The organism is Lentzea miocenica (assembly GCF_033949945.1).
Taxonomy (GTDB): domain Bacteria; phylum Actinomycetota; class Actinomycetes; order Mycobacteriales; family Pseudonocardiaceae; genus Lentzea; species Lentzea miocenica.
The window spans coordinates 16,783-39,899 of record NZ_JAXAVW010000007.1 but is presented as its reverse complement, the minus strand read 5'-3'; the positions used below and the strand labels follow the sequence as shown (position 1 = coordinate 39,899).

Below are 23,117 nucleotides of genomic sequence, written 5' to 3'. Positions count from 1 at the left end.
CTGTCAGGAATCCTCGCGTCCGAGCGCCTGGCATACCCCTAGACACAAATAGGGGCACCCCTACGAGAAGGGTGCCCCTACAAGGAAAACAGTCACCAGACGACAGGAAGCTCCCGCAGCGAGTAGACGATCGCGCCGTCGCGGAACCGCAGTTCGTCAGCGGGTTTCGCCAGCGCGAGGGTCGGGATGCGAGTGATCAACGTCTGCAGTGCGACCTGGAGTTCCACGCGGGACAGGAACTTCGCGATGCAGCTGTGAATGCCGTGCCCGAACGCCAGCGGCGTCGAGTCCTTCCGCGTGATGTCGAGCGTGTCGGCGTCGGCGTAGACCGACTCGTCGCGGTCGGCGGAGGACAGCAGGGCGATGATGCCCTCCCCCGCCTTGATCTGCTGGCCGGCGATCTCCAGGTCCACTTTGGCCACCCGGCCGACGCCGCACTGCATGACGTTCTGGTGCCGCAGCAGTTCTTCGACTGCGCCGACGATCAGGTCCGGGTTCTCGCGCAGCTTCACGAGCTGCTCGGGATGTTCCAGCAGGGTCAGGATGCTGAGCGCGATCGACGACGCCGTCGTGTCGTAGCCGGCTGACAGGAGCATCATGCCGATGACGACGGCCTCTTCGCGTTTGAGCTCCCCCGCGGCCATCTGGTTCGTCACCAACCGGCCGAGCACGTCGTCAGTGGGTTCCTTCTCCTTCCGCGCCACCAGTTTGGTCAGGTAGCCGAAGAGTGCGCCCGCCGCCGCGTTGCGGTGGGCCTGCGAAGAAGTGGTTTCGACCAGGGTGTTGATCCAGCGGCCGAACGCCAGGCGGTCCTTGTAGGGGACGCCGAGCAGCTCGCACACGACGGTCAGCGGGATCGGGCGGGCGAAGTGCGTGACCAGGTCGACCGGCTGCGGCAGCTTCAGGATCGCGTCGATCCGGTCGTCCACCAGTTTCTGCGCCGAGGGCCGGACCTCCTCGGCCTTCTTCTTGGTGAACATCGACATGATCATGCGCCGGTACCGGGTGTGGTCCGGCGGATCGACCGTCACGAACGCACCCGGCTGCGGGTCCACCGGGAACAGGTACCGCGGATAGCCGGGGTTCATCACCTCGGCGGAGAACCGTTCCGTGTCAGCGAGAAGCGCACGCACGTCGTGATAGCGGGCCACGAGCCACGCCGTGTCGCCCGCCGGTGTCGTCACCTTCTGGACCGGCCGGTCGGCACGCAGCCTGGCGTACTCCGGTGGCAGGTCCAGCGGGTGCCGGGCGTCGCGGGCGAACGGGAACGGGCACGCCGAAGCCGGCGCGATTACTTCTTCCGTCATCTTGGGAACCTTCAGTCAGAGGTGCGGAATCGGTTGATCGCGTCGATGTTTCTGTCTCGTAGCTCGTGGTCGAGGACTCCCAGCCCTTCGGACGGCGCCAGGCACAGCACGCCGACCTTGCCCTGGTGGGCGTTGCGGTGAACGTCGTGCGCGGCCTGCCCGGTCTCGTCGAGCGAGTACACCCTGGACAGGGTCGGGTGGATCTTTCCCTTGGCCACCAACCGGTTCGCCTCCCACGCCTCGCGGTAGTTGGCGAAGTGCGAGGAGATGATGTGCTTGAGGTTCATCCACAGGTAGCGGTTGTCGTACTGGTGCAGATAGCCGGACGTGGACGCGCAGGTGACGATCTTGCCGCCCTTGCGCGCCACGAACACCGAAGCACCGAACGTCTCCCTGCCGGGATGCTCGAACACGATGTCCGGGTCCTCACCGCCGGTCAGCTCACGAATACGGGCACCGAACCGCTTCCACTCACGCGGATCCTGCTCGTGCTCGTCCTTCCAGAACCGGTAACCCTCCGCGGACCGGTCGATGATCAGCTCCGCGCCCATCGAGCGGCAGATCTCGGCCTTGTCCGGCGATGACACGACACAGACAGGAGTCGCGCCGCCGTTCAACGCGAACTGCGTGGCATACGAACCGAGTCCGCCGGAAGCGCCCCAGATCAGGACCGTGTCGCCCTGCTTCATGTTGCCGCCGTTGGCCGACACCAGCTGGCGGTAGGCGGTCGAGTTGACCAGACCGGGCGAGGCGGCTTCCTCCCACGTCAGGTGCTCGGGCTTCGGCATGAGCTGGTTCGCCTTGACCAGCGCGAGATCGGCCAGGCCGCCGAAGTTCGTCTCGAATCCCCAGATCCGCTGTTGCGGGTCCAGCATGGTGTCGTTGTGGCCGTCCGGGTGCTCCAACGGCACGTCCAGACAGTGCGCGACCACGCGGTCGCCCGGCTTCCACACCGTCACACCAGGTCCGACGCGCAGCACCACACCGGCGAGGTCGGAACCGACGACGTGGTAGGGCAGGTGGTGCCGCCCGCCGAGCTTCCGCAGGAACCCGAACGTCGACACCGGCTCGAAGATCGAGGTCCACACGGTGTTGTAGTTGATCGCGGACGCCATCACGGCGATCAACGCCTCACCGGGCGCCAGCTCCGGTGTCGCGACCTCACGGACCTTCAGCGACTGCCGCGGATCCTTCTCCCAGCTCGGAAGGCCCGCGAACATGTCCGCGTCGCGCTCCTCGACCACCACGGCGCGGTAGCTCTCCGGCACCGGTAGCGCCTCGAAGTCCTGCGCCACCGCGTCGTCCGATTCGATGGCGCTGAGGATTTCGCTCATGCCCTAGACGGTAGGAGGGCGAACGCTAGGGAATCTCCGCGAGAAACTGAGGTCTGCTGGTCCGTGTGCTCGTCAGATTCCTGAACCACCACCTCCGGTCCTACCGGGGAACACTCGTGCTCCTGGTGGTGCTCCAGCTGGTCCAGACCGCCGCGACCCTGCTGCTGCCCACGCTCAACGCGCAGATCATCGACAACGGGGTGCTCCTCGGCGACGCCGGCTACATCTGGAACACCGGGCTCACCATGCTCGGGGTGGCCGCCGTGCAGATCCTCACCGCGAGCGGCGCGATGCTGCTCAGCTCCCGCATGTCGTCCGGGCTCGGCCGGGACCTGCGGCAGAAGGTGTTCGGCAAGGTCATGAACCTGTCGGCGCGCGAGGTCGACCAGATCGGCGCGCCGTCGCTGATCACCAGGACCGTCAACGACGTCCAGCAGGTCCAGAGCATCGTGCTGACCACCGCGGACGTCGCCGTGTCCGCGATCATCATGTGCGTCGGCGGTGTCGCGTTGGCGCTCGTGCAGGACGTGCCGGTGTCGACGATCCTGATCGCACTGGTCATCATCGTGATCACCGGTCTCACGCTGATGCTGAAGCGGCTCTCGCCGTTCTACGAGGCCATGCAGAAGTTCCTGGACCGCATCAACCACCTGCTGCGCGAGCAGATCACCGGTGTGCGGGTGATCAGGGCGTTCGTTCGCGACCCGCACGAACGCGGCCGCTTCGACGCCACCAACCGCGACCTCTACGGCACCACGCTGCGGGTCGGGCGGATCATGGCGACGCTGCCGGTGATGGTCATGACCATCATGAACGTGCTGACGATCGCGATCATCTGGTTCTCCGGTCATCGCATCGACGACGGCAGCATGCAGCTCGGCGCACTGCTCGCGCTGCTGTCCTACGTCACGCTGATCATCGTCGCGATCATCATGGCGATGCTGGTCTTCACCGAGGCCCCGCGCGCCGCCGTGTCCGCGGCTCGCGTGGACGAGGTGCTGCGAACCGAGTCCAGCATCAGGCAGCCGGCGAAGCCCGTCACGGAGATGGCCACGCGCGGGAACCTGGAGCTGCGCGGCGCCACGTTCGGCTACCCCGGCGCCGAGAAGCCGGTGCTGCGGGACGTCAGCCTGGTGGCCAGGCCTGGTGAAACGGTCGCGATCCTCGGCAGCACGGGCAGCGGCAAGTCAACGCTGCTGTCGCTGGCACTCAGGCTCTACGACGTCACCGGCGGCCAGGTGCGGATCAACGGCGTGGACATCCGCGACCTCGATCCGCTGGCACTGCACAAGGTCATCGGATACGTGCCGCAGAAGGCACATCTGTTCAGCGGCACGATCGCGTCGAACCTCCGTTACGGCAAAGAAGACGCGACCGACGACGAACTGTGGCACGCGCTGGAGATCGCGCAGGCCGCCGAGTTCGTGCGGCCGATCGGGCTCGACGCGCCGATCACCCAGGGCGGTTCGAACGTCTCAGGTGGACAGCGGCAACGGCTCGCGATCGCCCGCACGTTGGTGCGCAGGCCCGAGATCTACCTGCTCGACGACTGCTTCTCCGCGCTCGACCTCGGCACCGAGGCCCGGTTGCGCAACGCGCTCGCACAGGAACTCGGTGACGCCACGATCCTGCTGGTCACCCAGCGGATCAGCACGGTCGAGGCGGTGTCACGGATCGTCGTGCTGGAGGACGGCCAGGTCGTCGGTTCCGGCACGCACGCCGAGCTGATCGCCACCAACCAGACCTACCGGGAGATCGCCCTCTCCCAGCCTGTGGGAGGGGCCGTCCGATGACACTGCTCGCCGATCCCGAAGTGTCCACAGAGGTCGCGGAGAAGAAGAAACCCAGTACGACGAAACGACTGTTCGCGTTGCTGCTGCCATACCGGGGCAGGCTCGTCGTGATCGGGTTGCTCGCCGTCGTGACGATCGGCCTCAACCTGCTCGGCCCGATCCTGCTCGGCCGCGCCACCGACCTGATCTTCACCGGCCTGGTCAGCCGCACGTTGCCCGCCGGCGCCACCCAGGAGCAGATCCTGGCCCAGCTGCGGGACGAGGGCAAGGACACGCTCGCCAACGTCATCAGCACCGTGAACATCGTGCCAGGCCAGGGCGTCGACTTCCCCGCGCTCGGCCAGCTGCTGATGATCATCCTCGGCCTGTACGTGATCGGGTCGCTGTCGATGCTCGCGCAGGGCTGGGTCGTCACGAACATCGTCCAGCACGCCGTTTACAAGCTGCGCGAGGAGATCGACGCGAAGCTGACCAGGCTTCCGTTGTCCTACTTCGACCGCAACCCGCGCGGCGAGGTGCTGTCCCGCGTCTCCAACGACGTCGACAACCTGCAGCGGACCGTGCAGCTGTCGATCGGGCAGATGCTGACGAGCGTCATCAGCGTCGTCGGGGTGCTGGCGATCATGCTGGTGATCTCCGTCGAACTGGCGGTGCTGGTACTGGTCTGCGTGCCGATCGCGCTGGTGCTGGCGGCGTGGATCTCCAAGCGCGCCATGCCGAAGTTCGCCGAGCAGTGGCAGTCGACGGGTGCGTTGAACGCGCACGTCGAGGAGATGTACAGCGGGCACGCGCTGATCACCGCGTTCGGCCGGCAGGAGCAGGCGGCCGGGGAGTTCGCCGAGCGCAACGGGACGATGTACCGGTCGTCGTTCAGCGCGCAGGCGATCTCCGGGCTGATCGGGCCGGCGACCAGGTTCATCACCGACCTCAACTACGTGCTGGTGGCCGTCGTCGGTGCGCTTAGAGTCGCCAGCGGCAGTGTGTCGATCGGTGACGTGCAGGCGTTCATCCAGTACTCCGGCATGTTCTCCCGGCCGATCATCGACGTCGCGAACTTCTCCGGTCAGCTCCAGTCGGGCATCGCGTCCGCGCAGCGGGTGTTCGAACTGCTGGACGAGCCTGAGCAGTCGCCGGCGCCCGCCAGGCCCGCGACTGTCTCGCCGGTGCGCGGCCACGTCGAGTTCTCCCGCGTCTCCTTCCGCTACACGCCGGAGAAGCCGTTGATCGACGACCTGTCGCTCACGGCCTCCCCCGGCCAGCTCGTCGCGATCGTCGGGCCCACCGGTGCCGGCAAGACGACGCTGGGCAACCTGTTGTTGCGGTTCTACGAGCTCGACGGCGGCCGGATCCTGCTGGACGGCACGGACATCACCCACCTGACCCGCGAGGAACTCCGGTCCGCGATCGGGCTGGTCTCGCAGGACACCTGGCTGTTCGAGGGCACGATCGCCGAGAACATCGCCTACGGACGGCCCGGCGCGACCCGCGACGAGATCGTCGAGGCGGCGCAGGCGATGTGCGTGGACCGGTTCGTGCGCTCGCTGCCCGACGGCTACGACACCGTGCTCGACGAGGAGCACGGCGGCCTGTCCGCGGGGGAACGGCAGCTGATCACGCTGGCCCGCGCTTTCCTCGCCCAGCCGGCGATCCTGCTGCTGGACGAGGCCACGTCGTCGATCGACACCCGCACCGAGGTGCTGATTCAGCAGGCGATGACGTCGCTGCGCGCGGGGCGGACGAGCTTCGTCATCGCGCACCGGTTGTCCACCATCCGCAACGCCGACCTGATCGTCGTGATGGACCGGGGCGCGGTCGTGGAACGCGGCACGCACGAGGAACTGATGGCGGCCCAGGGTTTCTACGCCCGGCTGTACTCAGCCTAGGACGTACGGGATCGGGAGATCTCCCAGCTCGGCGCGCTCCGCTTCGGTCGGGGCGCGCCTTCCCGTACCCACCAGCAGCACGTCCTCGTCCGGCCACGACGCCGGGAAGGCACCGGCGATCTGCTCCAGCATCTGCCGGCAGCGCGCCACCGTCTCCGCGGGCGGGCCCGCGACGTGCGGCAGGTGCAGGACCAGGTCGAGGTGGTGCAGCGTCCACTCCCAGACGTACGCGCCGAGGTAGCCGGACGTGCACAGCACCATGTCCTGGGTGCTGACCTTGATCAGCGGATCGGCGAGCTGAGCGGCCCGCAACGCGGCCTGGCCCACGTCGTCGACGTGGAACTTCAGCATCCACGGCTCGTCGTACGCGGCGGCCAGCCGGACGGTCAACGCCGACAGCGGGTCGTCAGACGGCTCGTGCGCGACCTTCCAGTACGTCACGGCGTCGTGCGTCACGGCGTCCGCGGTCGGTGGTCACCAGGGTGATCAGCACGTCCTGCGCGTCGATCACGAGGTGGCACACCAGGTCCCGCACCAGCCAGCCCTCACAGCCGGACGGCTGGGCGAAGTCGTCGTCCGTCAGCTCCCTCACCGTGGTGAGAAGTGCCCCCAGGGAAAGCGAAAAAAGATCCACAGCCGCAAACTACAGCGGCTGTGGATCCGGGGCAGATCGCTCTACCAGCTGGCCGCGGCCAGCAGTTCGCCGTACTGGTGCTCGGTGGCGACGTGCTTGAGGTCGGCCTCCACCATCATCTTCATCAGCGACGAGAAGTCGACCTCGGGCTTCCAGCCGAGCTCACCTCGCACGCGGGTGGTGTCGGCGCAGAGGATCTCGACCTCGGCCGGGCGGACCAGCACCGGGTCGATGTAGACGTGGTCCTCCCAGTTGAGGCCGACGTGCTCGAACGCCAGGCGCACGGCGTCGCGCACCGAGTGCATCTCGCCGGTGCCGACGACGTAGTCCTCCGGCTCCTCCTGCTGGAGCATCAGGTGCATCGCGCGCACGTAGTCGCCCGCGAAGCCCCAGTCGCGCAACGCGTCCAGGTTGCCCAGGGCGAGCTTGTCCTGGAAGCCCTGCTTGATCTTCGCGACGCCGAGCGAGATCTTGCGGGTCACGAACTCCGCGCCACGGCGCGGCGACTCGTGGTTGAACAGGATGCCGCCGACGGCGTACATGCCGAACGACTCGCGGTAGTTGCGGGTGATGAAGTGGCCGTACGCCTTCGCCACGCCGTACGGGCTGCGGGGGTGGAAGATCGTGGTCTCGCGCTGCGGGGTCTCCGCGGCCTTGCCGTACATCTCCGACGACGACGCCTGGTAGAAGCGGATGTTCTTGGCCGAGGCGCCGTTGTGGCGGCTGCTGGACAGGCCGGAGACGATGCGGATCGCCTCCAGCACGCGCAGCACGCCCATGGCGTTGACCTCGGTCACGAGCTCCGCCTGCTGCCACGACATCGGCACGAACGAGATGGCGCCGAGGTTGTAGACCTCGTCCGGCTGCACCAGGTCCACAGCGGACACCAGCGACGCCTGGTCCATCAGGTCACCGTCCACGAAGGACAGCTCCGACATGAGCCGCGAGACCCTCATCTTGTGCGGGTTCGCCTGTCCCCTGACGAGTCCCCACACGTCGTACCCCTGTTTCAGCAGGTGCTCCGCGAGGTAGGACCCGTCCTGCCCGGTGATCCCGGTGATCAGTGCGCGCCTGGTCATCCCGTTTCCTCTCATCACCTTTACCAAAGGTCCGCAACTCCGACGGTCCTGAATCCCTTGCAAAATTAGGGGTTCAGGCACTAGGGGTTTCGCCGGAAACAACGGCGGCGACCGCACTTCTGTTGTCGTTCAGAAAGAAATGCCCGCCGGAGAACACTCTCAGTGTGAAAACACCAGTGCCGCGTTCGCTCCACTGTTCGACCTCGGCAACGCTCGCTTTGGGATCGGCGTCGCCGGTCAGGGCCGTCAGCGGGCAGGACAGTGCCGGGCCCGGCCGGTAGCGGTAGGTCTCCGCGGCCCGGTAGTCGGCGCGGAACGCCGGCAGCACCATCCGCACGAGCTCCTCGTCGTCGAACACCCGCGCGTTCGTGCCCGCGAGTTTCCTGACCTCCGCGATGAGACCGGCGTCGTCCTTCTGGTGCACGCGGTCGTCACGGACGATGTGCGGCGCGCGGCGGCCGGAGACGAACAGGTGGTCCGGAACGTTCCGGAGCGCCACCTCGAACGCGATCATCGCGCCCATGCTGTGGCCGAACAGGTGCAGCGGGCGATCCTCGGACAACGGGGCCAGCAGAGGTGCGATCTGGTCAGCCAGCGACCTGATGTCGTAGGTGAGCGGTTCGGCGCGCCGGTCCTGGCGGCCGGGGTACTGGACCGCGACCAGCTCGGCGCGGCCCTCGAAGTGCCGGGCGAACGGCTGGTACCAGCTCGCCGCGCCGCCCGCGTGCGGGAAGCACACGAGCCGAGGCGCTCCCGGAGGAGCCTCGGAGAATCGCCGGAGCCACAGGCCGGTATCAAGTGTGGGCGCCACGCTTGGCATGCAAGCACCGTTCGGGCTGAGGAAACGCCTGGAAACGGCTAGCGTGGCCCACATGGGCAAGTCCCCGGCTGTGGAGCTCGAGGTGGAGGACCGCGTGGTGCGGATCTCCAACCCCGACCGCGTCTACTTTCCCGCGCGCGGCGAGACGAAACTGGATCTCGCGAACTACTACCTGTCCGTCGGTGACGGAATCGTCCGCGCGCTGCGGCAACGGCCGTGCATGCTGCACCGCTTCCCCGAGGGCGTGACCGGCGAGAAAGTGCACCAGAAAAGGCTTCCGCACGGCGCGCCGCCGTGGGTGCGGACCGTCCGCGTGCACTTTCCGCGCTACAACCGCCATGCGGACGAACTGTGCGTCTCGCACATCGCCGACGTGATCTGGGCCGTGCAGATGTCCACTGTGGAGTTCCACCCGTGGAACTCGCGTGCGGCCGACACCGAGAAGCCCGACGAGTGGCGCATCGACCTCGATCCCGGCCCCACGTGCACGTTCGACCGCGTGCGCCGCGTCGCGCAGGTGGCCGAGGAGGTGCTCGCCGAGCTGGGCGCGGTCGGGTTCCCGAAGACGTCCGGCAGCAAGGGCCTGCACATCTACGTCCGGATCAAGCCCGACTACGGGTTCCAGGACGTGCGGAAGGCGGCTTTGGCGTTCGCGCACGAGGTCGAACGCCGTGCGCCCGACGACGTCGAGACCACGTGGTGGCGCAAGGACCGCGATCCGTCGCTCGTTTTCGTGGACTACAACCAGAACGCGCGTGACCACACGATCGCGTCCGCGTACTCGGTGCGGGGATTTCCCGAGGCCACGGTGTCGACGCCGATCCGCTGGGACGAGATCCCGGACGTCGATCCGCGCGACTTCACCATCGCCACGGTGCCGAAGCGCTACGCCGAACTGGGCGACCTGCACGCCGGCATCGACGACGCGGTGTGGTCCATCGAACCTCTGCTGGAATGGGCCGCCCGAGACGAACTCGAGGTTCCTGATGAACAGTGAGGCCATGAAGTTCTCGTCGCTCGACCAGCCGTTGTTCGGCGGCACGATCAAGGGCGACCTGGTCGAGTACCTGGACTTCGTCGCCGACCGGTTCGTGCCGGTGCTCGCCGGGCGGCCGCTGTCGGTGTGGCGGATCCTGCGCGGCCAGGACCCGTTCATGCAGAAGAACGTCCCCAAGTACACGCCGGACTACGTCAAGACCGTCGAGGTCTGGGCGGAGGCGTCGCACCGCCAGATCAAGTACGCGTTGTGCGACGACAAGCAGACGCTGATGTGGTTCGCGAACCAACGGGCGGTCGAGTACCACGTGCCGTTGTTCGTCAGTGATCATTCTGGGGTCGACCACCAGACGCACATGGTGCTGGACATCGACCCGCCGGAGGGCTCCGGGTTCGACGTCGTGGTCGAGTCGGCGTTCCTGATCCGCGAAGCGCTGGCTCAGGCTGGCCTTGAGGGCGCAGTCAAGACCAGCGGCGCCAAGGGCGTGCACATCTTCGTGCCGTTGGAGCAGCACGACGCCGACGACGTGGCCGCGGCGACGCGCGCGGTGGCCGTGCGGGCGGAGAAGCTCAACCCGGAGATCGCCACGACCGCCTACATCCGGGCCGAGCGCGGCGGAAAAGTGTTCCTCGACTCGACGCGCGCCTGGGGTGCCACGGTCGTCGCCGCCTACAGCCCACGCCTGCGCGAGGGCCTGCCGATCTCGTTCCCGGTGCCGTGGGAGTCGCTGAGGGACGTGACCCCGGCCGACTTCACCGTCCGGACCAGGTTCGACGGCGACCCGTGGACGACGCTCATGCCCGCGGCGCAACGCCTGCCCGACGACCTGATCGCCGAAGGGCACACGATCCCCGTCGCCCGCGTCGTCGCGATGCACGAGGGCAAGCGCCGCAAGAATCAGCGCGAACGCGAGAAGTAGGCGACCACTGCCGCCGCCAGCGGCAGCGTCACGTGCGCGATGGTCGTGAACGACGGTTCGCCGGCGGACACGTACTCGTTGGCGCGCACCAGCAATCCGGCGGCGACCGCCAGGTATCCGGCGAACCTGGCGATGCCGCTGGTCAGCGCGGCGATCAGCGGCACCACGATCAGGCCCGCCAGGCTGGCGTGCGCGACGTAGGACGGGACGCCGGTCAGGTTCAGGGCAGCGTCGAGGAGCAACAGGACCGGTGCGATCGCGCCGACCCACGCCCGTTCGCGCCAGATGCGGTAACCCGCCAGTCCGATCAGGCCGGCGGCCGCGGCGATGAAGGCCAGATCGGCGCCTTCGATCGTGTCCAGGTCGCCGGTGGAGGAACCGACGACGAACACGCCTGCCGCGCCCAGCACGCCCCCTGCTGCCGCCATCCACCACGGGCTCGTCCGGCACGCGATCGCCAGGGCGGTTGCCGCGATTCCCAGGAGGAACCACAGGTAGGTGTCGCCGGTGCCTGCCAGCAGGCCGGTCATGCCTGCCAGGAAGCCCAGTGCGGCGCCGGCGGCCCACGGGTGGTCGCGGCAGGTGACCGCGAACATCGCCGCCACCAGGGCCCATGGCCACAGGGATCCGAACAGCCAGGTGCTGGGACTGGCGTCGCTCATGTGGCCGAGGATGCCGCCTGGGACGGACACGAGGCCGATGGTGAGGAAGGTCAGGGCCAGGCCGGCGGCTACTCGGGGGATCGCGGCTTTGACGGCCTCCGGGGAGGCCACGTGTGGAGGTTCGGGATGGTCCGGGGTGGTGGGGGCCGTCGGGGTGGTGGGGGTTCGTCTGGGGATCGCAGCGGAGGTGGCTGACGCGGCGCCGGACGCGGTGCGCACAATCCGGCTCCTGTCCTGCTCGGGCTTGGTCGAGGCGGATGTCGGCGGACGAGACTCAGCCGTGGCGGACGTAGCCGAGCGGGACTCGGTCGAGGCAGGCGCGGTCGAGGCAGGCGCGGCCGAAGCAGGCGCGGCCGAGGCGGACGCCGTCGAACTGGCTGCGACCGAGGCCGGCGCGGCTGAGCCAGACGGAGCCGCACGGGTCGAAGCCTTGCTGGATGAAGCCTTGCCGGACGCTGCCGCGGTCGTCGTCGAGCTGCCCGACTTCGGCGGCTCCCCCGTCTCGCCGGGCTCCCCCAACGCCTTGCGCGCCGCCATGGCCACCATTCGGCTGTCGTCGTCGACGAGCCGGCGCAGCGCCATTCGTGCCGCCAGCGCCCGGCCCTCGTGCGCCACCGTCAACATCCGCCGCAACTCCGGCACCGCGCCCGCGCGCACGCCGGGCAGCGAGTGGTCGATGGCGTCCTGCAGTTCGGCGGGCAGCGGGGCCGGCACTGAGACGGGGCGGGCCCGGCGGGCGATGCGCAGGTCACCTCGGACGTCGAGCATCCACTTGCCCGGGGTTTGGTGCGGGGTCACGCGTCGCACTCGGTCGTAGACGTATTCGTAGAGCTCGTCCAGGCCCACGTGGCCGTCCTGGTCGCGGTCGGCGTCGCCGGATTCCAGGCCTTCGACCAGGGCTGAGGTGAAGACTGACGGTTCGCTTTCGGAGGTGTCGGCCACCGAGGCGCCCTCGAAGGCGTACTCCATGGCGGACGAGGCGGTGATGACGGCTCGGCCGCTGCCGCCGAACTGTTCCTCGATGCCGACCGAGCCGCCGGCGCGGGCCACCATGCCGCGGCCGAACGCGCCGGAGTAGCAGCAGTCGAGCAGCAGCACTATGCGGCGGGAGCGGGAGCGGTTCATGCGGCGGGCCACGAAGTCCGCCGAGACCGCGGTGCCGGCGAGGCGGTTGAGCTTGGTGCCGGAGGTGGCGAAGTGGAGTTCGCCGGCCTCGTCCTTCACGCCGTGGCCGGAGAAGTGCAGGACCAGGAGGTCGTCCGGGTCGCGGTCGGCGAAGAAGTCCTCCACGGCCTCGTTCACCTCGGCGGCCGAGGTGTTGATCAAGGTCTGCACGTCGAAGGCGCCGATGCGCGGGTCGGCCAGGACCTCGCCGAGGCGGGCGGCGTCGTGAGCGGGGGCGCGCAGGGAGGCGAGGCCGGGGTCGGCGAACTCGTAGCTCGCGATGATCAGGGCGTAGCGGTGGAGGTGCCGGCCCAGCCAGGCGGAACGCTGGGCGAGTTCGGCCTTCGAGGGCGCGCCGGTCAGTTCCAGGGTGTCGCCGTCGGCTTCGACGGTCACTGAACGTTCGCGGCGCTGGCCCAGCCACGACGACACGGCGTTGATCAGCGCGGCCAGGACGGTGGACTGGGAGACCGTGGTCAGCAGGGTGCCCAGTTCGTTCAGGTCGATGGCCTTGGCGCCGGCGGGAGCCTCGCCGGGCACGCCCGAGACGGCGGCGAACTCCTGCAGTTCGGATCTCAGGAACGTGGTGAGCTGCTCGATGCGCTCGTCGTCGGCACCGTCTTCGCGCACGCGCAGTGTGACGTCGGTCATAGCGGCCTCCTAGTTGGAGGTCGCTCAGCGGGCACAAAGCATTACGAAGGGTCGGAACCCCGGAACGCGCCCCACCACAGGCCCAGCACGGCGGCGATCACCGTCGCCGTGATCCAGCCGGTGAAGCCGCTGCCGTCGAGATAGGCCCAGAACATGCCGACGAACGGCGCGGGCACCATGAACACCGCGTCCACCCGCAGCTGGGCCAGCAGTCCGCGAGGCGCGCGGGTCTCCGGATCAGGCTGCGCCGGGTTGTCGAGGCGCCGGCCCCTCGGATGTGTGGTCACGGCCTTGCCGGACGGGTAGATCGTCACCCCGTCGACGAACGCGACGCGCCCGCCCCGCAGCTCGGCGTCGACCGGTGACGGCAGCGTCACGAGCACCGGGTCGTAGAACACAGGCAGCCATCGCTCGACCGGCCCGTCGATCTCCAGCCACGACCGGACCATCAGGCCGGACTGCAACCGGATCCGCCGCACCGGCACCGTGACCGCCTCGGCCCGCGCGGACCGCACCGCCAGCACCAGCCGCACCAAACCGGCGAAGACCACCAGCAGCGCCACCGCCAGCGAGAACGTCACGCCGCCCAGCGCGCGGTCGGTGTCCACGAACTGGTTCGAGCCGGGAATCACCGCGCGCGAAGGGTCCGCGGGGTCGAACGCCACCTGCGTCTGCCGTCCCACGAACTTCACGCCGTCCTCGTACGGGACGCGCGCCGAACCCGAGGGCCACCGCACCTCGACCGCACCGTCCGAATAGGACACCACCTCGCCGACCTCGCGGGAGGTCAACGAGGACAAGACAGCGCGTGAGTCCGAATAGGACAGCCACGAGAGCAGGCCGACCACGAGGCAGACGAACAGCACGATCGCCGTGGCGAGAACACCATGACGCAGCGCGCGGACCCGGGAACGCAACAAGAGAAGCTCCAAACAGAAACGAACGGCCCGGCGGGAAGCCCGCCGGGCCGTTCAGCAGCTAACTACACATCACTCGGTGAAGCCCATGTGGATGTAGTCGTACGGACGGTTCGCGTACGCGACGGCACCGAAGTTGGCGACGTTGCTCTTCACCGCGACCGCGCCGGGCAGCTGGTACAGCGGCAGCTGGGCGCCCAGCTCCCAGATCTTCTTGTCGGCCTCGTTGGCCAGCTCCAGGCGCTTGGCGTTGTCGAGCTCGCCGTTCGCCTGCTCGAGCAGCTTGTTGACCTCGTCCGAGCCGATGCGGCCGTAGTTCTGGTTGGTGCTGGCCGGGTCGAGGGTGTAGATGCCCTTGCTGTCCGAGATCGGCGTGGCCGAGGCCAGCCAGCGGAAGCCGGTCATGTCGAAGTTGCCGACGTTGACGAACTGCTTGAAGAAGTCGGTCGACGGCACGGCCTGGATGTCGACCTTGGCGCCGATCTCCTTCAGCTGCGACTGCACGAGCTTCGCGATCTGGTCGGAAACGGGGTTCGGCGTCGGGATGACGTACCGGACGACCAGTTCCTTGCCGTCCTTCTTGCGGGTCTCGCCCTCGAGCTTCCAGCCCAGCTCGTCGAGCTGCTTCTTCGCGGCTTCCTTGTCGAACGCCGCCACGGCCGAGTTGTCCTTGTAGCCGGCGGAACCCAGCAGGAAGAAGTGGTTACCGGTGACCTGCGCGTCACCCTTCAGCATCTGGCCGAGCAGCGCCTTGGTGATGACCTTGGTGTCGATACCGCGCATCAGCGCGACGCGGAGCTTCGCGTCCTTGAGGATCGAGGAGTCCGCACCGTTGAAGGTGATGTGCGAGTAGTCCGGCGTGATCGCCTGGCGGATCGTCACACCCTGCATCGACTTGGCGCGCGTGAAGTTGTCGACGCTGGAACCGATGTCGAAGAAGTCGATCTGGCCGTTGGCGAGCGCGTCCGCGAGCGCGGGGCGGTCGACCTGGCGGAACGTGAACTTCTCGAGCTTCGGCTTGTCGCCCCACCAGTTGGTGTCCCGGACGACCGTGACGAGCTTGGCGGTGCGGTCGATCGTGCCGATCTTGAACGGACCGGCGGTGATCTTCGGCGCGTCGGCCCAGCCCTTGTTGAACTCCTCGGCAGAGGAGGACATGGCCTTCGGGTAGAGCGGCGAGAACAGGCCACCCTCCCACTCGGCGAACTTCTTCTTGAACGTCACCTTGACGTCCTGGTCGGTCGCGCCCTTCTCGACCTTCTCGATGTCCTCGTAGCCGGTGGTGCCGGCGACCTCGTAGGCCTTGTCGGTCCCGTTCAGGGACTTCCACATGGCCTCGAAGTCCTGCCAGGACAGCGCCGTGCCGTCCGACCACTTGGCCTTCGAGTTGATCTTGTACTCGAGGACCTGCGGGTCGGAGGACGCGAGCTTCGCCTCGTCGAGGAAGTCCTTGTTGACCTCGATCGTCGAGTCCGGCTTCTGCTTGAACAGGTTGGGCATCAACGTGTCGATCATGCGCCGGCCGTCGGCGTTGGTGCCGTCGAGCTGGTTGTAGTTCCAGTTGTCCGGCAACTGGTCAACGGGCCAGCGGAACTCGCCGCCGTCCTTGACCTTGGCGGCGTCCTGCGGGTTGATGTCCGCTTGGCCGATCGCGTTGTCCGCGCCCTTGAGCCCGGAGTTGGCGTTGTTGCTGGGCCCCCCACACGCGGTAAGCGTGAGGGCGAACGCGACAAGCGCGGTCACTCCCACCTTGGTACGTCGACTCACTGTCGTGAACCTCCCTCGTGCCCGGACACCAGTTGCCGGGGACACTGTTCCTTCGTGCTCGCAGGTCGTCTGAGGCGACGGATGCATCAGAGAACCTGACGGATCTGAGCGAAGTGGCAGGCCGCCTCGTGGTCGGGGGCCTGCGTTTCGCGCGGCGGTTCCAGCTCGATGCACGTGCGCTGCTTCTCGGGAGGCAGCGACGCGTGCAGGAAGCATCGGGTGCGGAACCGGCAGCCGGACGGCGGGTTCGCCGGACTCGGCAGGTCACCGGTGAGGAGGATCCTCTCCCGCTGACGTTCCTTCACGGGGTCGGGAATCGGGATCGCCGACAGCAGAGCCTGCGTGTACGGGTGGCGCGGTGCGTCGAACACCGAGTCCACCTCGCCGATCTCGACGATCTTCCCGAGGTACATCACGGCCACCCGGTCCGCGATGTGGCGCACCACCGACAGGTCGTGCGCGACGAACAGGTAAGCCAGGCCCAGCTTGGACTTCAGCTCCTCCAGCAGGTTGATGACACCCGCCTGGATGGACACGTCCAGCGCCGACACCGGCTCGTCGAGCACGACGAGCTTCGGTTCGAGCGCGAGGGCGCGCGCGATGCCGATGCGCTGACGCTGACCGCCGGAGAACTCACCGGGGTAGCGCGACAGCTGCTCGGGACGCAGTCCGACGAGTCGCATCAGCTCCGGCACGCGCCGGTTGATCTCGTCCTTGCCGTAGCCGTGGACCTGCATCGGCTCTGCGATGACGTCGTTGATCGTGAGGCGCGGGTCGAGCGAGGCCATCGGGTCCTGGAAGACCACCGACATGTCGCGGCGGATCTCCTTGCGGCGCTTGGAGTCCAAAGAGGACACGTTCGTGCCGAGGACCGAGATCTCGCCGCTCATCGGCTTTTCCAGGCCGAGGATCTCCATCAGGGTCGTGGTCTTGCCACAACCCGACTCGCCGACCAGGCCGAGGGTCTCGCCCTCGCGGACGTCGAACGTGATGCCCGCGACCGCGTGCACGGTGCCGACGCGGCGCTTGAACACCACGCCCTTGTTGACCGCGTACTCCTTGACCAGGTTGTCGAGGCCCAGCACGACGTCGCGCTGTTCCCGCGGCACCTTGGCGATCTCGGCCTCTTCGACGACCTCGGCACCGAAGATCTCGGCGGCCGCCTCGGCGCCCTCGGCGTCGGTGGCGGCGATCTCGCCGGTCCTGATGCACGCGGCCTGGTGCTCGTCCGACCCGTCGACGTCGATCAGCGGCGGCTCGGCGGTGTGGCAGGCGTCGACGACCATCGGGCAGCGCGGCGCGAACGGACAACCTGGGGGAAGGTCCGTGAGCGACGGCGGCTGGCCGGTGATCGGCACGAGCGCCTGCTTCTCGCCGACGTCCAGGCGCGGGATCGAGCCGAGCAGGCCGAGGGTGTACGGCATGCGCGGCCGCTCGTAGATCTCGTCGACCTTGCCCTTCTCCACGGCACGGCCCGCGTACATGACCATCAGCCGGTCCGCGAACCCGGCGACGACGCCGAGGTCGTGGGTGATGATCACGATGCCCGCGCCGGTGACCTCCTGCGCGGTCTCGAGCAGCTGCAGCACCTGCGCCTGCACCGTCACGTCGAGCGCGGTGGTCGGCTCGTCGGCGATGATCAGGTCGGGGTCGTTGGCGATCGCCATGGCGATCACCGCGCGCTGCCGCATGCCGCCGGAGAACTCGTGCGGGAACGCCTTGGCGCGTTCGACGGCGTTCGGGATGCCGACGAGGTCGAGCAGTTCGACCGCGCGCTTGGCGGCGGCCGACTTGGACACGGCGCCCTTGCGGTGCACCAGGATCGCCTCGGCGATCTGGTCGCCAACGGTGTAGACCGGCGTGAGCGCGGACAGCGGGTCCTGGAACACCATCGAGATGCGCCGGCCGCGGATCTTCGACAGCTCGTTGTCGCCGCGGCCGATGAGCTCACGACCCTGGAACTTGATGGAACCGGTGATGCGCGCCGAGTCCGGCAGCAGGCCCATGACGGCGAGCGAGGACACGGACTTGCCGGAACCGGACTCGCCGACGATGCCGAGCACCTCGCCGGGCGAGACGTGGTAGCTCAGCCCGCGCACGGCCCGCACGCGGCCGGACTCGCTCGGGAAGGACACGTGAAGGTCCTCGACCTGCAGAACCGGTCCCTCGACGACCGGGTCGGCCGGAGTGTCGAACTGGATCTCCGAGGTGGTCATCAGGCGGCCTTCTCCTTGGTTTCCTTCTTCTCCTTGCGTCGCACGCGCGTGGAGGTGGGGTCGAGCGCGTCACGAAGCCCGTCGCCGACCCAGTTCACCGCCAGCACGAACACGACGAGGAAGCCCGCCGGGAACAGGAACAGCCACGGGAAGGTCGTCGCGGACTCGGCGTTGAGCCCGATCAGGGTGCCGAGCGAGACGTCGGGCGACTGGACGCCGAAGCCGAAGTAGCTCAGGCCCGTCTCGGCGAGCACCGCCGAACCGACGTTGATGGTCGCGTCGATGATCAGCAGCGACGCCATGTTCGGCACGATGTGCTTGGCGATGATCTTGCGCGCGGGCTGGCCCATGAACTTGGCCGCCTTCACGAACTCGCGCTCCTTCAGCGTCAGCGTCATGCCGCGCACGATGCGCGCGGTGATCATCCATTGGAACGCGGCCAGCATGATCACCAGCAGGAACCACGACTTGCCGCGGAACCACGGGCTCAGGATGGCGATGATCAGGAACGACGGCAGCACGAGCAGCAGGTCGACCACCCACATGAGCGCCTTGTCGGCGACACCGAGGAAGTAACCGGCGGTCGCGCCGACGATCGCGGCCACGGTGGTCGAGATCAGCGCCACGAGCAAGCCGATGAGCAACGACTTCTGCAGCCCGCGCATCGTCAGCGCGAACATGTCGGTGCCGATCTTGTCGGTACCGAAGATGTGCTCGGAGTACGGCGGCTCGAGGAACGCGCTGTAGTCCTGCGTGTCGTAACTCCACTTCGACAGAAGCGGGCCCACGAACGCCATCAGGTACATGCCCACGATGACCACCAGGCCGACCAGGGCGAGCTTGTTGCGCAGAAAGCGGATGAACACGAGCCGGCCACGCGTCATGGCCTTGCCCGGTTCGGGCGCCGCGTCGACCGGGCTGCCGGAGGCGGCGCCGGTGGTTCCCGCGGAGTCGCCCTCGTTGAGGATCACGGTCACGTCGTCGTCACCTTGCCTAGTTCACACGGATTCGGGGGTCGAGCGCGGCGTACAGCACGTCGGCGAGCCAGCCGGAGAACAGCACGCACACCGCGACGAACAGCGTCACCGTGGCCGTGATGTTCGTGTCCTGCGCCGAGATGCCGGTGACCAGCCAGTCACCCATGCCGAACCAGCCGAAGATCCGTTCGGTGAACGTGCCACCGACGACGAGCAGGCCGAAACCGAACGCGAACAGGGTCGCCATCGGGATCAGCGCGGTGCGCAGACCGTGCTTGAACAGCGCCTTGCGGCGGGTCAGCCCCTTGGCCTGGGCGGTGCGCAGGAAGTCGCTGCCCAGCACGTCGAGCATCGACGAGCGCTGGTAGCGGCTGTAGAAGGCGATCTGACCGAGCGCGATCGTCAGCGTCGGCACGATCAGGTGCTGCAGCCGGTCGCCGAGGTGCTCGAACCAGTTGCCCTGGAAGCCCGGTGTCTGCTCACCGACGAAGATCAGCACGTTGGTGCCGATCGAGTCGTTGATGCCCTGTGCGCCCATCTTGAGCAACGTGCCCAGCACGAACACCGGCGTCGACAGAAGTATGAAGCTGAACAAGGTCGCGAAGTAGTCGCTGAACTTGTACTGCCTGATCGCGCTCACCACACCGAGCAGCACTCCGAACAGGATGCCGATCGTGATGCCGAGCAGGAACAGCCTCAGACTCACGCCGATCCGGCGGCCCAGCTCGTCGGTGATCGGGCGGTCGGTGATCGTGCGACCGAAGTCGCCCTGCACCACACCGCCCATCCACGTCACGAACCGCTGCGGGATCGGCTGGTCGAGGTGGAGGTCTCGTTTCTTCGCCTCGATCGATGCCGCCGGAGGCGGTGGGTTGCGTTGTTGCAACACCCCGATCGGGTCAAAGGTGGCGGAGGCCAACGTGAACGCGAGGAACGTTGCCACCAGGGCAAGCACCACGTAGTTGACCAACCGCCGCAACAGAAATCCGGCCACCCGTGTTCAGTCCTCTCCCCGGTGGTTGCGACGTCGGCACACTGGATTGCAGTGGACGAGTTGCAAGAGATTAACCGCCGATCTGGCGGACCGCCGCCCACCCCCACGATTCGCAGGGGCCCACTGACCGGGCCATAGTCACCCATGCGTGGCGAAAAGGACGGCCGAACAGCCACATCAACAGTTGACCCTCGGCAATTGTGTGTCCAAGCGTGACCATTGTGCGTCCAGATCGCCGCATTCACCGTGAAGTTCTGTCGCGGCACGGATGGATGTGACGCATCCGGGTGAATGCAATGACCGGAAGATGTGGGACAAGCAGCGCAATGTGATCAGAAACCGGGCATCACGCTGCGAAGCGCCTTATGCGTCCACCGTTACTGGATCGATCACTGGGCTGTCCAGCGCACGGGCAGCTCCGCCACCCCGCCGACCAGCTGTTCCGTCCGCGGGCGCAGTTCGGCCACGTCGCCCGCTAGGCCGAACGCCGTGAAGCGCGTCACAAGGGCCGACCTCGATGCCGGTCAGCGCGTACCGGGGCAGGCCGGAGTCCTCCGACCGCGTCGACACCGGTGAGCGATGGCGCAGGATCTCCCCGACGCGGCCTCTCCCGCCGAACGGAAGCGGTGTTCGACGGGTTGGAGACGTTGCGCGCTGCCGGCTAGCTGAGCCGCCAGAGACGGCCGCCCGCGATCACGAACACCTGATCGTCGGCCTTCTCCGCCGCCACGACCTCACCGCTCGGCCCGTCCGCCGGCCGTTCGTCCTTTCCGGACACGAGCTTGACGCCGTTGTGGTCGACGAACAGCGTCGGCGTGCCGTTGACCGGGACCGGCGCGGCGAGGACGGCGTCGTCACCGACCGGGATGTCCGGCGTGGTCAGCTTCCTCCAGTCCGAGCCGGAGCCGGTCCACCAGGCGAGCTTGCCCTTGGCACGGCCCACGACGTGGCAGGTGCCGTCCCAGCAGCGGGCGGCCAGTGCGGCGTCGCCGTCGGGAAGGGTGGCGGTGGTCCAGGTCGTGCCGTCGAACTGCCAGACGGCCGCGCCCACGGTGCCCTTCGCGATCTGCCAGCCGGCGACGAGGGCGCCGTCGCCGTTCTGGGTCACGGCGAGCGGGAAGCGCAGGAGGTCCTGTGAGCTCTCCAGGGCGGTGCCGGCGGAGGGCTGGCGGGTCCAGGTGTCCTCCGCGTAGGTCCAGGCGGCGATGTCGAGGCCTGCCTTGGCGCTCTGCCAGGTGCCGATGATCCGCGGGCCCTGGGCGGTGCGGACCACGCCGATCAGTTCGCCCGCGCCGTAGCCGCCGAACGTGCTGAAGGCCTGCGTCTTCTCGACGATCTGGCGGGTGTCGCCGGTCCAGGCGCTCCAGCGGACGTTGCCGTGCGCGCCGCCGCGTTCGCCGCCGACGCCGGTGATCGTGGTGCCGTCGGAGGTGATGCCGTACCAGTGCGCTTCCTTGCCGTACGGGGTCGTCGGGGTCAGCCGGACGTTGGTGAGAGTGCCGTCTTTGGTGCGCGTGACCAGTTCCGGGTGGTCGGACGGGCGGGTGCCGATCACCAGCATGTCGGCGTGCGTGGCCAACGCTTCCGGGGTGGCCGTGAGGTCGACGGCGGTGAAGCCGACTCCGTTGTCCGCGCCCGAGGAGCAGCCGGTGAGGACGAGCAAAACCGCGAGCATCAACCTCCGCATGCGGGCCAGTATGACCACATGCGGCCCGAACCCGGTCAGGTGTTGCACTTCTCCGAAGATCCTTCGATCACCCGGTTCGTGCCGCACCTGGCGGCCACCGCGCGGCAACCCGGCGAGTACGTGTGGGCCGTGGACGCGGGCCGCTCCCCCGACTACTGGTTTCCGCGGCAGTGCCCGCGGGCGATGGCGTGGACGGCCTCGCGCACCTCGGCGGCGGACCGCGACCGGATCATCGGGCCCGGCTGCGGTGATCGCGTGCACGCGATCGAGTACGGATGGCTGGAGCGCATGTGGACCGTGCGGCTGTACGCGTACCGGTTGCCCGCCGACGTGTTCCGGCCGTTCGACGAGAAGGGCGACGGTCATGGGCACGCCGTGGTGGCGACCGAGCCAGTCCTGCCGTTGGGGCCCGCCGAACGGGTCGGTGATCTGTTCGCGCTGCACGAGGAGGCGGGGATCGGGCTGCGGGGTGCTGCCCAACCTGTGGCCGTTCTGGGACGCGGTGACCACCAGCTCGCTGGGGTCGAGCGGGATCCGGTTGAGAAACGCCCTGCCGCGTTCAGTGGAATGATCAGCGCCCATGCGGGTGCTGCTGGTGGAGGACGACGAGCCGATCGCGGAATCGCTCACGCGCGGGCTGTCCCGTTACGGGTTCGAGGTCCGTTGGGTGCGCACGGGTGCGGAGGCGCTCACCGCCGATGACTTCGTCTTGGCGCTTGTCGACCTCGGGCTGCCCGACATGGACGGCCTGGACGTCTGCCGCGAGCTGCGTGCGCGCGGGGACGTGCCGATCATCGTGATCAGCGCACGGTCGGACGAGGTCGATCGGGTCGTTGGGCTGGAGATCGGCGCCGACGACTACGTCACCAAACCGTTCGGGGTGCGTGAGGTCGTCGCACGGATGCGGGCAGTCCTGAGGCGTGCGCAGCCCGCGCACAAGGAAGCCGCGCAGGAGCACGGGCGGTTGCGGATCGACCGGCGCGGGCGGCGGGTGCACCTCGACGGCGGCGAGGTGGAGCTGGCGCCGAAGGAGTTCGACCTGCTGGCGTTCCTGGCCGAGGAGCCGGGCGCGGTGTTCACCCGCGAGCAGATCATGGAGGCGGTGTGGGACGAGAACTGGTTCGGCCCCACCAAGACGCTGGACGTGCACGTGGGGGTGCTGCGCCGCAAACTCGGTGACGCGGCGTCGCTGGAAACGGTGCGCGGCGTGGGATTCCGGCTGGTGCTCCCGTGACGCGCCGATCCGCCAGGAGCAACGCGACGCTGGCCGCGACGGCCATCCCTGGAGATACAGCGCGGGGTGTCGGATTCCGGCT

General features: G+C 68.0%; 17 protein-coding genes and 1 pseudogene. 6 read left to right on the top strand and 12 right to left on the bottom strand.

Going from position 1 to position 23,117, the window contains the following annotated elements:
• Positions 1–92: 92 nt before the first annotated feature.
• Together SK803_RS10460 and ccrA are read right to left on the bottom strand one after the other, a co-directional pair.
• The gene (locus tag SK803_RS10460; RefSeq protein WP_319965648.1) at positions 93–1,307 is read right to left on the bottom strand and encodes a cytochrome P450; all 1,215 of its coding nucleotides are present in this window, start codon (positions 1,305–1,307) and stop codon (positions 93–95) included.
• A gap of 11 nt (positions 1,308–1,318) precedes the next feature.
• Positions 1,319–2,641: a crotonyl-CoA carboxylase/reductase gene (gene ccrA / locus SK803_RS10455; RefSeq protein ID WP_319965647.1), complete on the bottom strand. Its 1,323-nt coding sequence runs from the start codon at positions 2,639–2,641 to the stop codon at positions 1,319–1,321.
• Positions 2,642–2,706: 65 nt separating this feature from the next.
• On the opposite strand from ccrA, the gene SK803_RS10450 reads away from it, so the two are divergent.
• Together SK803_RS10450 and SK803_RS10445 are read left to right on the top strand one after the other, a co-directional pair.
• Positions 2,707–4,434: an ABC transporter ATP-binding protein gene (locus SK803_RS10450; protein WP_319965646.1), complete on the top strand. Its 1,728-nt coding sequence runs from the start codon at positions 2,707–2,709 to the stop codon at positions 4,432–4,434.
• Positions 4,431–6,317, top strand: a complete 1,887-nt coding sequence (locus SK803_RS10445; protein WP_319965645.1) for an ABC transporter ATP-binding protein — start codon at positions 4,431–4,433, stop codon at positions 6,315–6,317. The genes SK803_RS10450 and SK803_RS10445 overlap by 4 nt, the downstream gene beginning before the upstream one ends.
• On the opposite strand, the pseudogene SK803_RS10440 reads toward SK803_RS10445, so the two are convergent.
• The 3 genes and pseudogenes from SK803_RS10440 to SK803_RS10430 form a co-directional block, all read right to left on the bottom strand.
• Positions 6,309–6,951: pseudogene (locus tag SK803_RS10440) on the bottom strand (maleylpyruvate isomerase N-terminal domain-containing protein). The gene SK803_RS10445 and the pseudogene SK803_RS10440 overlap by 9 nt on opposite strands.
• 41 nt (positions 6,952–6,992) lie before the next feature.
• Positions 6,993–8,030 carry a GDP-mannose 4,6-dehydratase gene (locus SK803_RS10435; RefSeq protein ID WP_319965644.1) on the bottom strand — a complete coding sequence of 346 codons (1,038 nt, stop codon included), beginning with the start codon at positions 8,028–8,030 and terminating at the stop codon, positions 6,993–6,995.
• Positions 8,031–8,103: 73 nt separating this feature from the next.
• Complete coding sequence (locus tag SK803_RS10430) at positions 8,104–8,769, bottom strand: thioesterase II family protein (protein WP_319965643.1); 666 nt, start codon at positions 8,767–8,769, stop codon at positions 8,104–8,106.
• Positions 8,770–8,902: 133 nt separating this feature from the next.
• Between SK803_RS10430 and ligD the strand changes: the two genes are divergently transcribed.
• Entirely contained in the window at positions 8,903–9,847 is a 945-nt protein-coding gene (gene ligD, locus SK803_RS10425) for a non-homologous end-joining DNA ligase (RefSeq protein ID WP_319965642.1), read from the top strand.
• Positions 9,848–9,851: 4 nt separating this feature from the next.
• Positions 9,852–10,766 carry a DNA polymerase domain-containing protein gene (locus SK803_RS10420; RefSeq protein ID WP_406601514.1) on the top strand — a complete coding sequence of 305 codons (915 nt, stop codon included), beginning with the start codon at positions 9,852–9,854 and terminating at the stop codon, positions 10,764–10,766.
• On the opposite strand, the gene SK803_RS10415 is transcribed toward SK803_RS10420, so the two are convergent.
• The 7 genes from SK803_RS10415 to SK803_RS10385 all read right to left on the bottom strand — a co-directional run bounded on the left by SK803_RS10415 (position 10,745) and on the right by SK803_RS10385 (position 21,801).
• Positions 10,745–13,243: a caspase family protein gene (locus tag SK803_RS10415; protein WP_319965640.1), complete on the bottom strand. Its 2,499-nt coding sequence runs from the start codon at positions 13,241–13,243 to the stop codon at positions 10,745–10,747. The two genes, SK803_RS10420 and SK803_RS10415, sit on opposite strands and share 22 nt — an antisense overlap.
• Before the next feature lie 41 nt (positions 13,244–13,284).
• On the bottom strand, positions 13,285–14,163 hold the full coding sequence (locus tag SK803_RS10410; protein WP_319965639.1) for a hypothetical protein: 879 nt from the start codon (positions 14,161–14,163) through the stop codon (positions 13,285–13,287).
• Positions 14,164–14,232: 69 nt separating this feature from the next.
• Positions 14,233–15,903 carry an ABC transporter family substrate-binding protein gene (locus SK803_RS10405; protein WP_319965638.1) on the bottom strand — a complete coding sequence of 557 codons (1,671 nt, stop codon included), beginning with the start codon at positions 15,901–15,903 and terminating at the stop codon, positions 14,233–14,235.
• A 110-nt stretch (positions 15,904–16,013) separates the two neighbouring features.
• Complete coding sequence (locus SK803_RS10400; RefSeq protein ID WP_319965637.1) at positions 16,014–18,143, bottom strand: ABC transporter ATP-binding protein; 2,130 nt, start codon at positions 18,141–18,143, stop codon at positions 16,014–16,016.
• On the bottom strand, positions 18,143–19,120 hold the full coding sequence (locus tag SK803_RS10395; protein ID WP_319965636.1) for an ABC transporter permease: 978 nt from the start codon (positions 19,118–19,120) through the stop codon (positions 18,143–18,145). The genes SK803_RS10400 and SK803_RS10395 overlap by 1 nt, the downstream gene beginning before the upstream one ends.
• A 16-nt stretch (positions 19,121–19,136) precedes the next feature.
• Positions 19,137–20,114 (bottom strand): ABC transporter permease, encoded by a 978-nt coding sequence (locus tag SK803_RS10390; RefSeq protein WP_319965635.1) that lies wholly within the window; start codon positions 20,112–20,114, stop codon positions 19,137–19,139.
• 661 nt (positions 20,115–20,775) lie between these two features.
• Entirely contained in the window at positions 20,776–21,801 is a 1,026-nt protein-coding gene (locus tag SK803_RS10385; RefSeq protein WP_319965634.1) for a hypothetical protein, read from the bottom strand.
• 18 nt (positions 21,802–21,819) lie between these two features.
• On the opposite strand from SK803_RS10385, the gene SK803_RS10380 reads away from it, so the two are divergent.
• Both SK803_RS10380 and SK803_RS10375 read left to right on the top strand, forming a co-directional pair.
• A complete protein-coding gene (locus tag SK803_RS10380) occupies positions 21,820–22,503 on the top strand; it encodes a DUF6886 family protein (RefSeq protein ID WP_319965783.1) in 684 nt (227 codons plus the stop codon).
• Complete coding sequence (locus SK803_RS10375; RefSeq protein ID WP_319965778.1) at positions 22,388–23,035, top strand: response regulator transcription factor; 648 nt, start codon at positions 22,388–22,390, stop codon at positions 23,033–23,035. Before SK803_RS10380 ends, SK803_RS10375 begins: the two co-directional genes overlap by 116 nt.
• Positions 23,036–23,117: the final 82 nt, after the last annotated feature.

What these genes read in the sequence shown, in the direction of transcription:
- SK803_RS10435 (WP_319965644.1), bottom strand. Translation starts at nt 8,030, where the DNA reads ATGACCAGGCGCGCACTGATCACCGGGATCACCGGGCAGGACGGGTCC.
- ccrA (WP_319965647.1), bottom strand. Translation starts at nt 2,641, where the DNA reads ATGAGCGAAATCCTCAGCGCCATCGAATCGGACGACGCGGTGGCGCAG.
- SK803_RS10400 (WP_319965637.1), bottom strand. Translation starts at nt 18,143, where the DNA reads ATGACCACCTCGGAGATCCAGTTCGACACTCCGGCCGACCCGGTCGTC.
- SK803_RS10380 (WP_319965783.1), top strand. Translation starts at nt 21,820, where the DNA reads ATGCGGCCCGAACCCGGTCAGGTGTTGCACTTCTCCGAAGATCCTTCG.
- SK803_RS10420 (WP_406601514.1), top strand. Translation starts at nt 9,852, where the DNA reads ATGAAGTTCTCGTCGCTCGACCAGCCGTTGTTCGGCGGCACGATCAAG.
- SK803_RS10460 (WP_319965648.1), bottom strand. Translation starts at nt 1,307, where the DNA reads ATGACGGAAGAAGTAATCGCGCCGGCTTCGGCGTGCCCGTTCCCGTTC.
- SK803_RS10415 (WP_319965640.1), bottom strand. Translation starts at nt 13,243, where the DNA reads ATGACCGACGTCACACTGCGCGTGCGCGAAGACGGTGCCGACGACGAG.
- SK803_RS10445 (WP_319965645.1), top strand. Translation starts at nt 4,431, where the DNA reads ATGACACTGCTCGCCGATCCCGAAGTGTCCACAGAGGTCGCGGAGAAG.
- ligD (WP_319965642.1), top strand. Translation starts at nt 8,903, where the DNA reads ATGGGCAAGTCCCCGGCTGTGGAGCTCGAGGTGGAGGACCGCGTGGTG.
- SK803_RS10385 (WP_319965634.1), bottom strand. Translation starts at nt 21,801, where the DNA reads ATGCGGAGGTTGATGCTCGCGGTTTTGCTCGTCCTCACCGGCTGCTCC.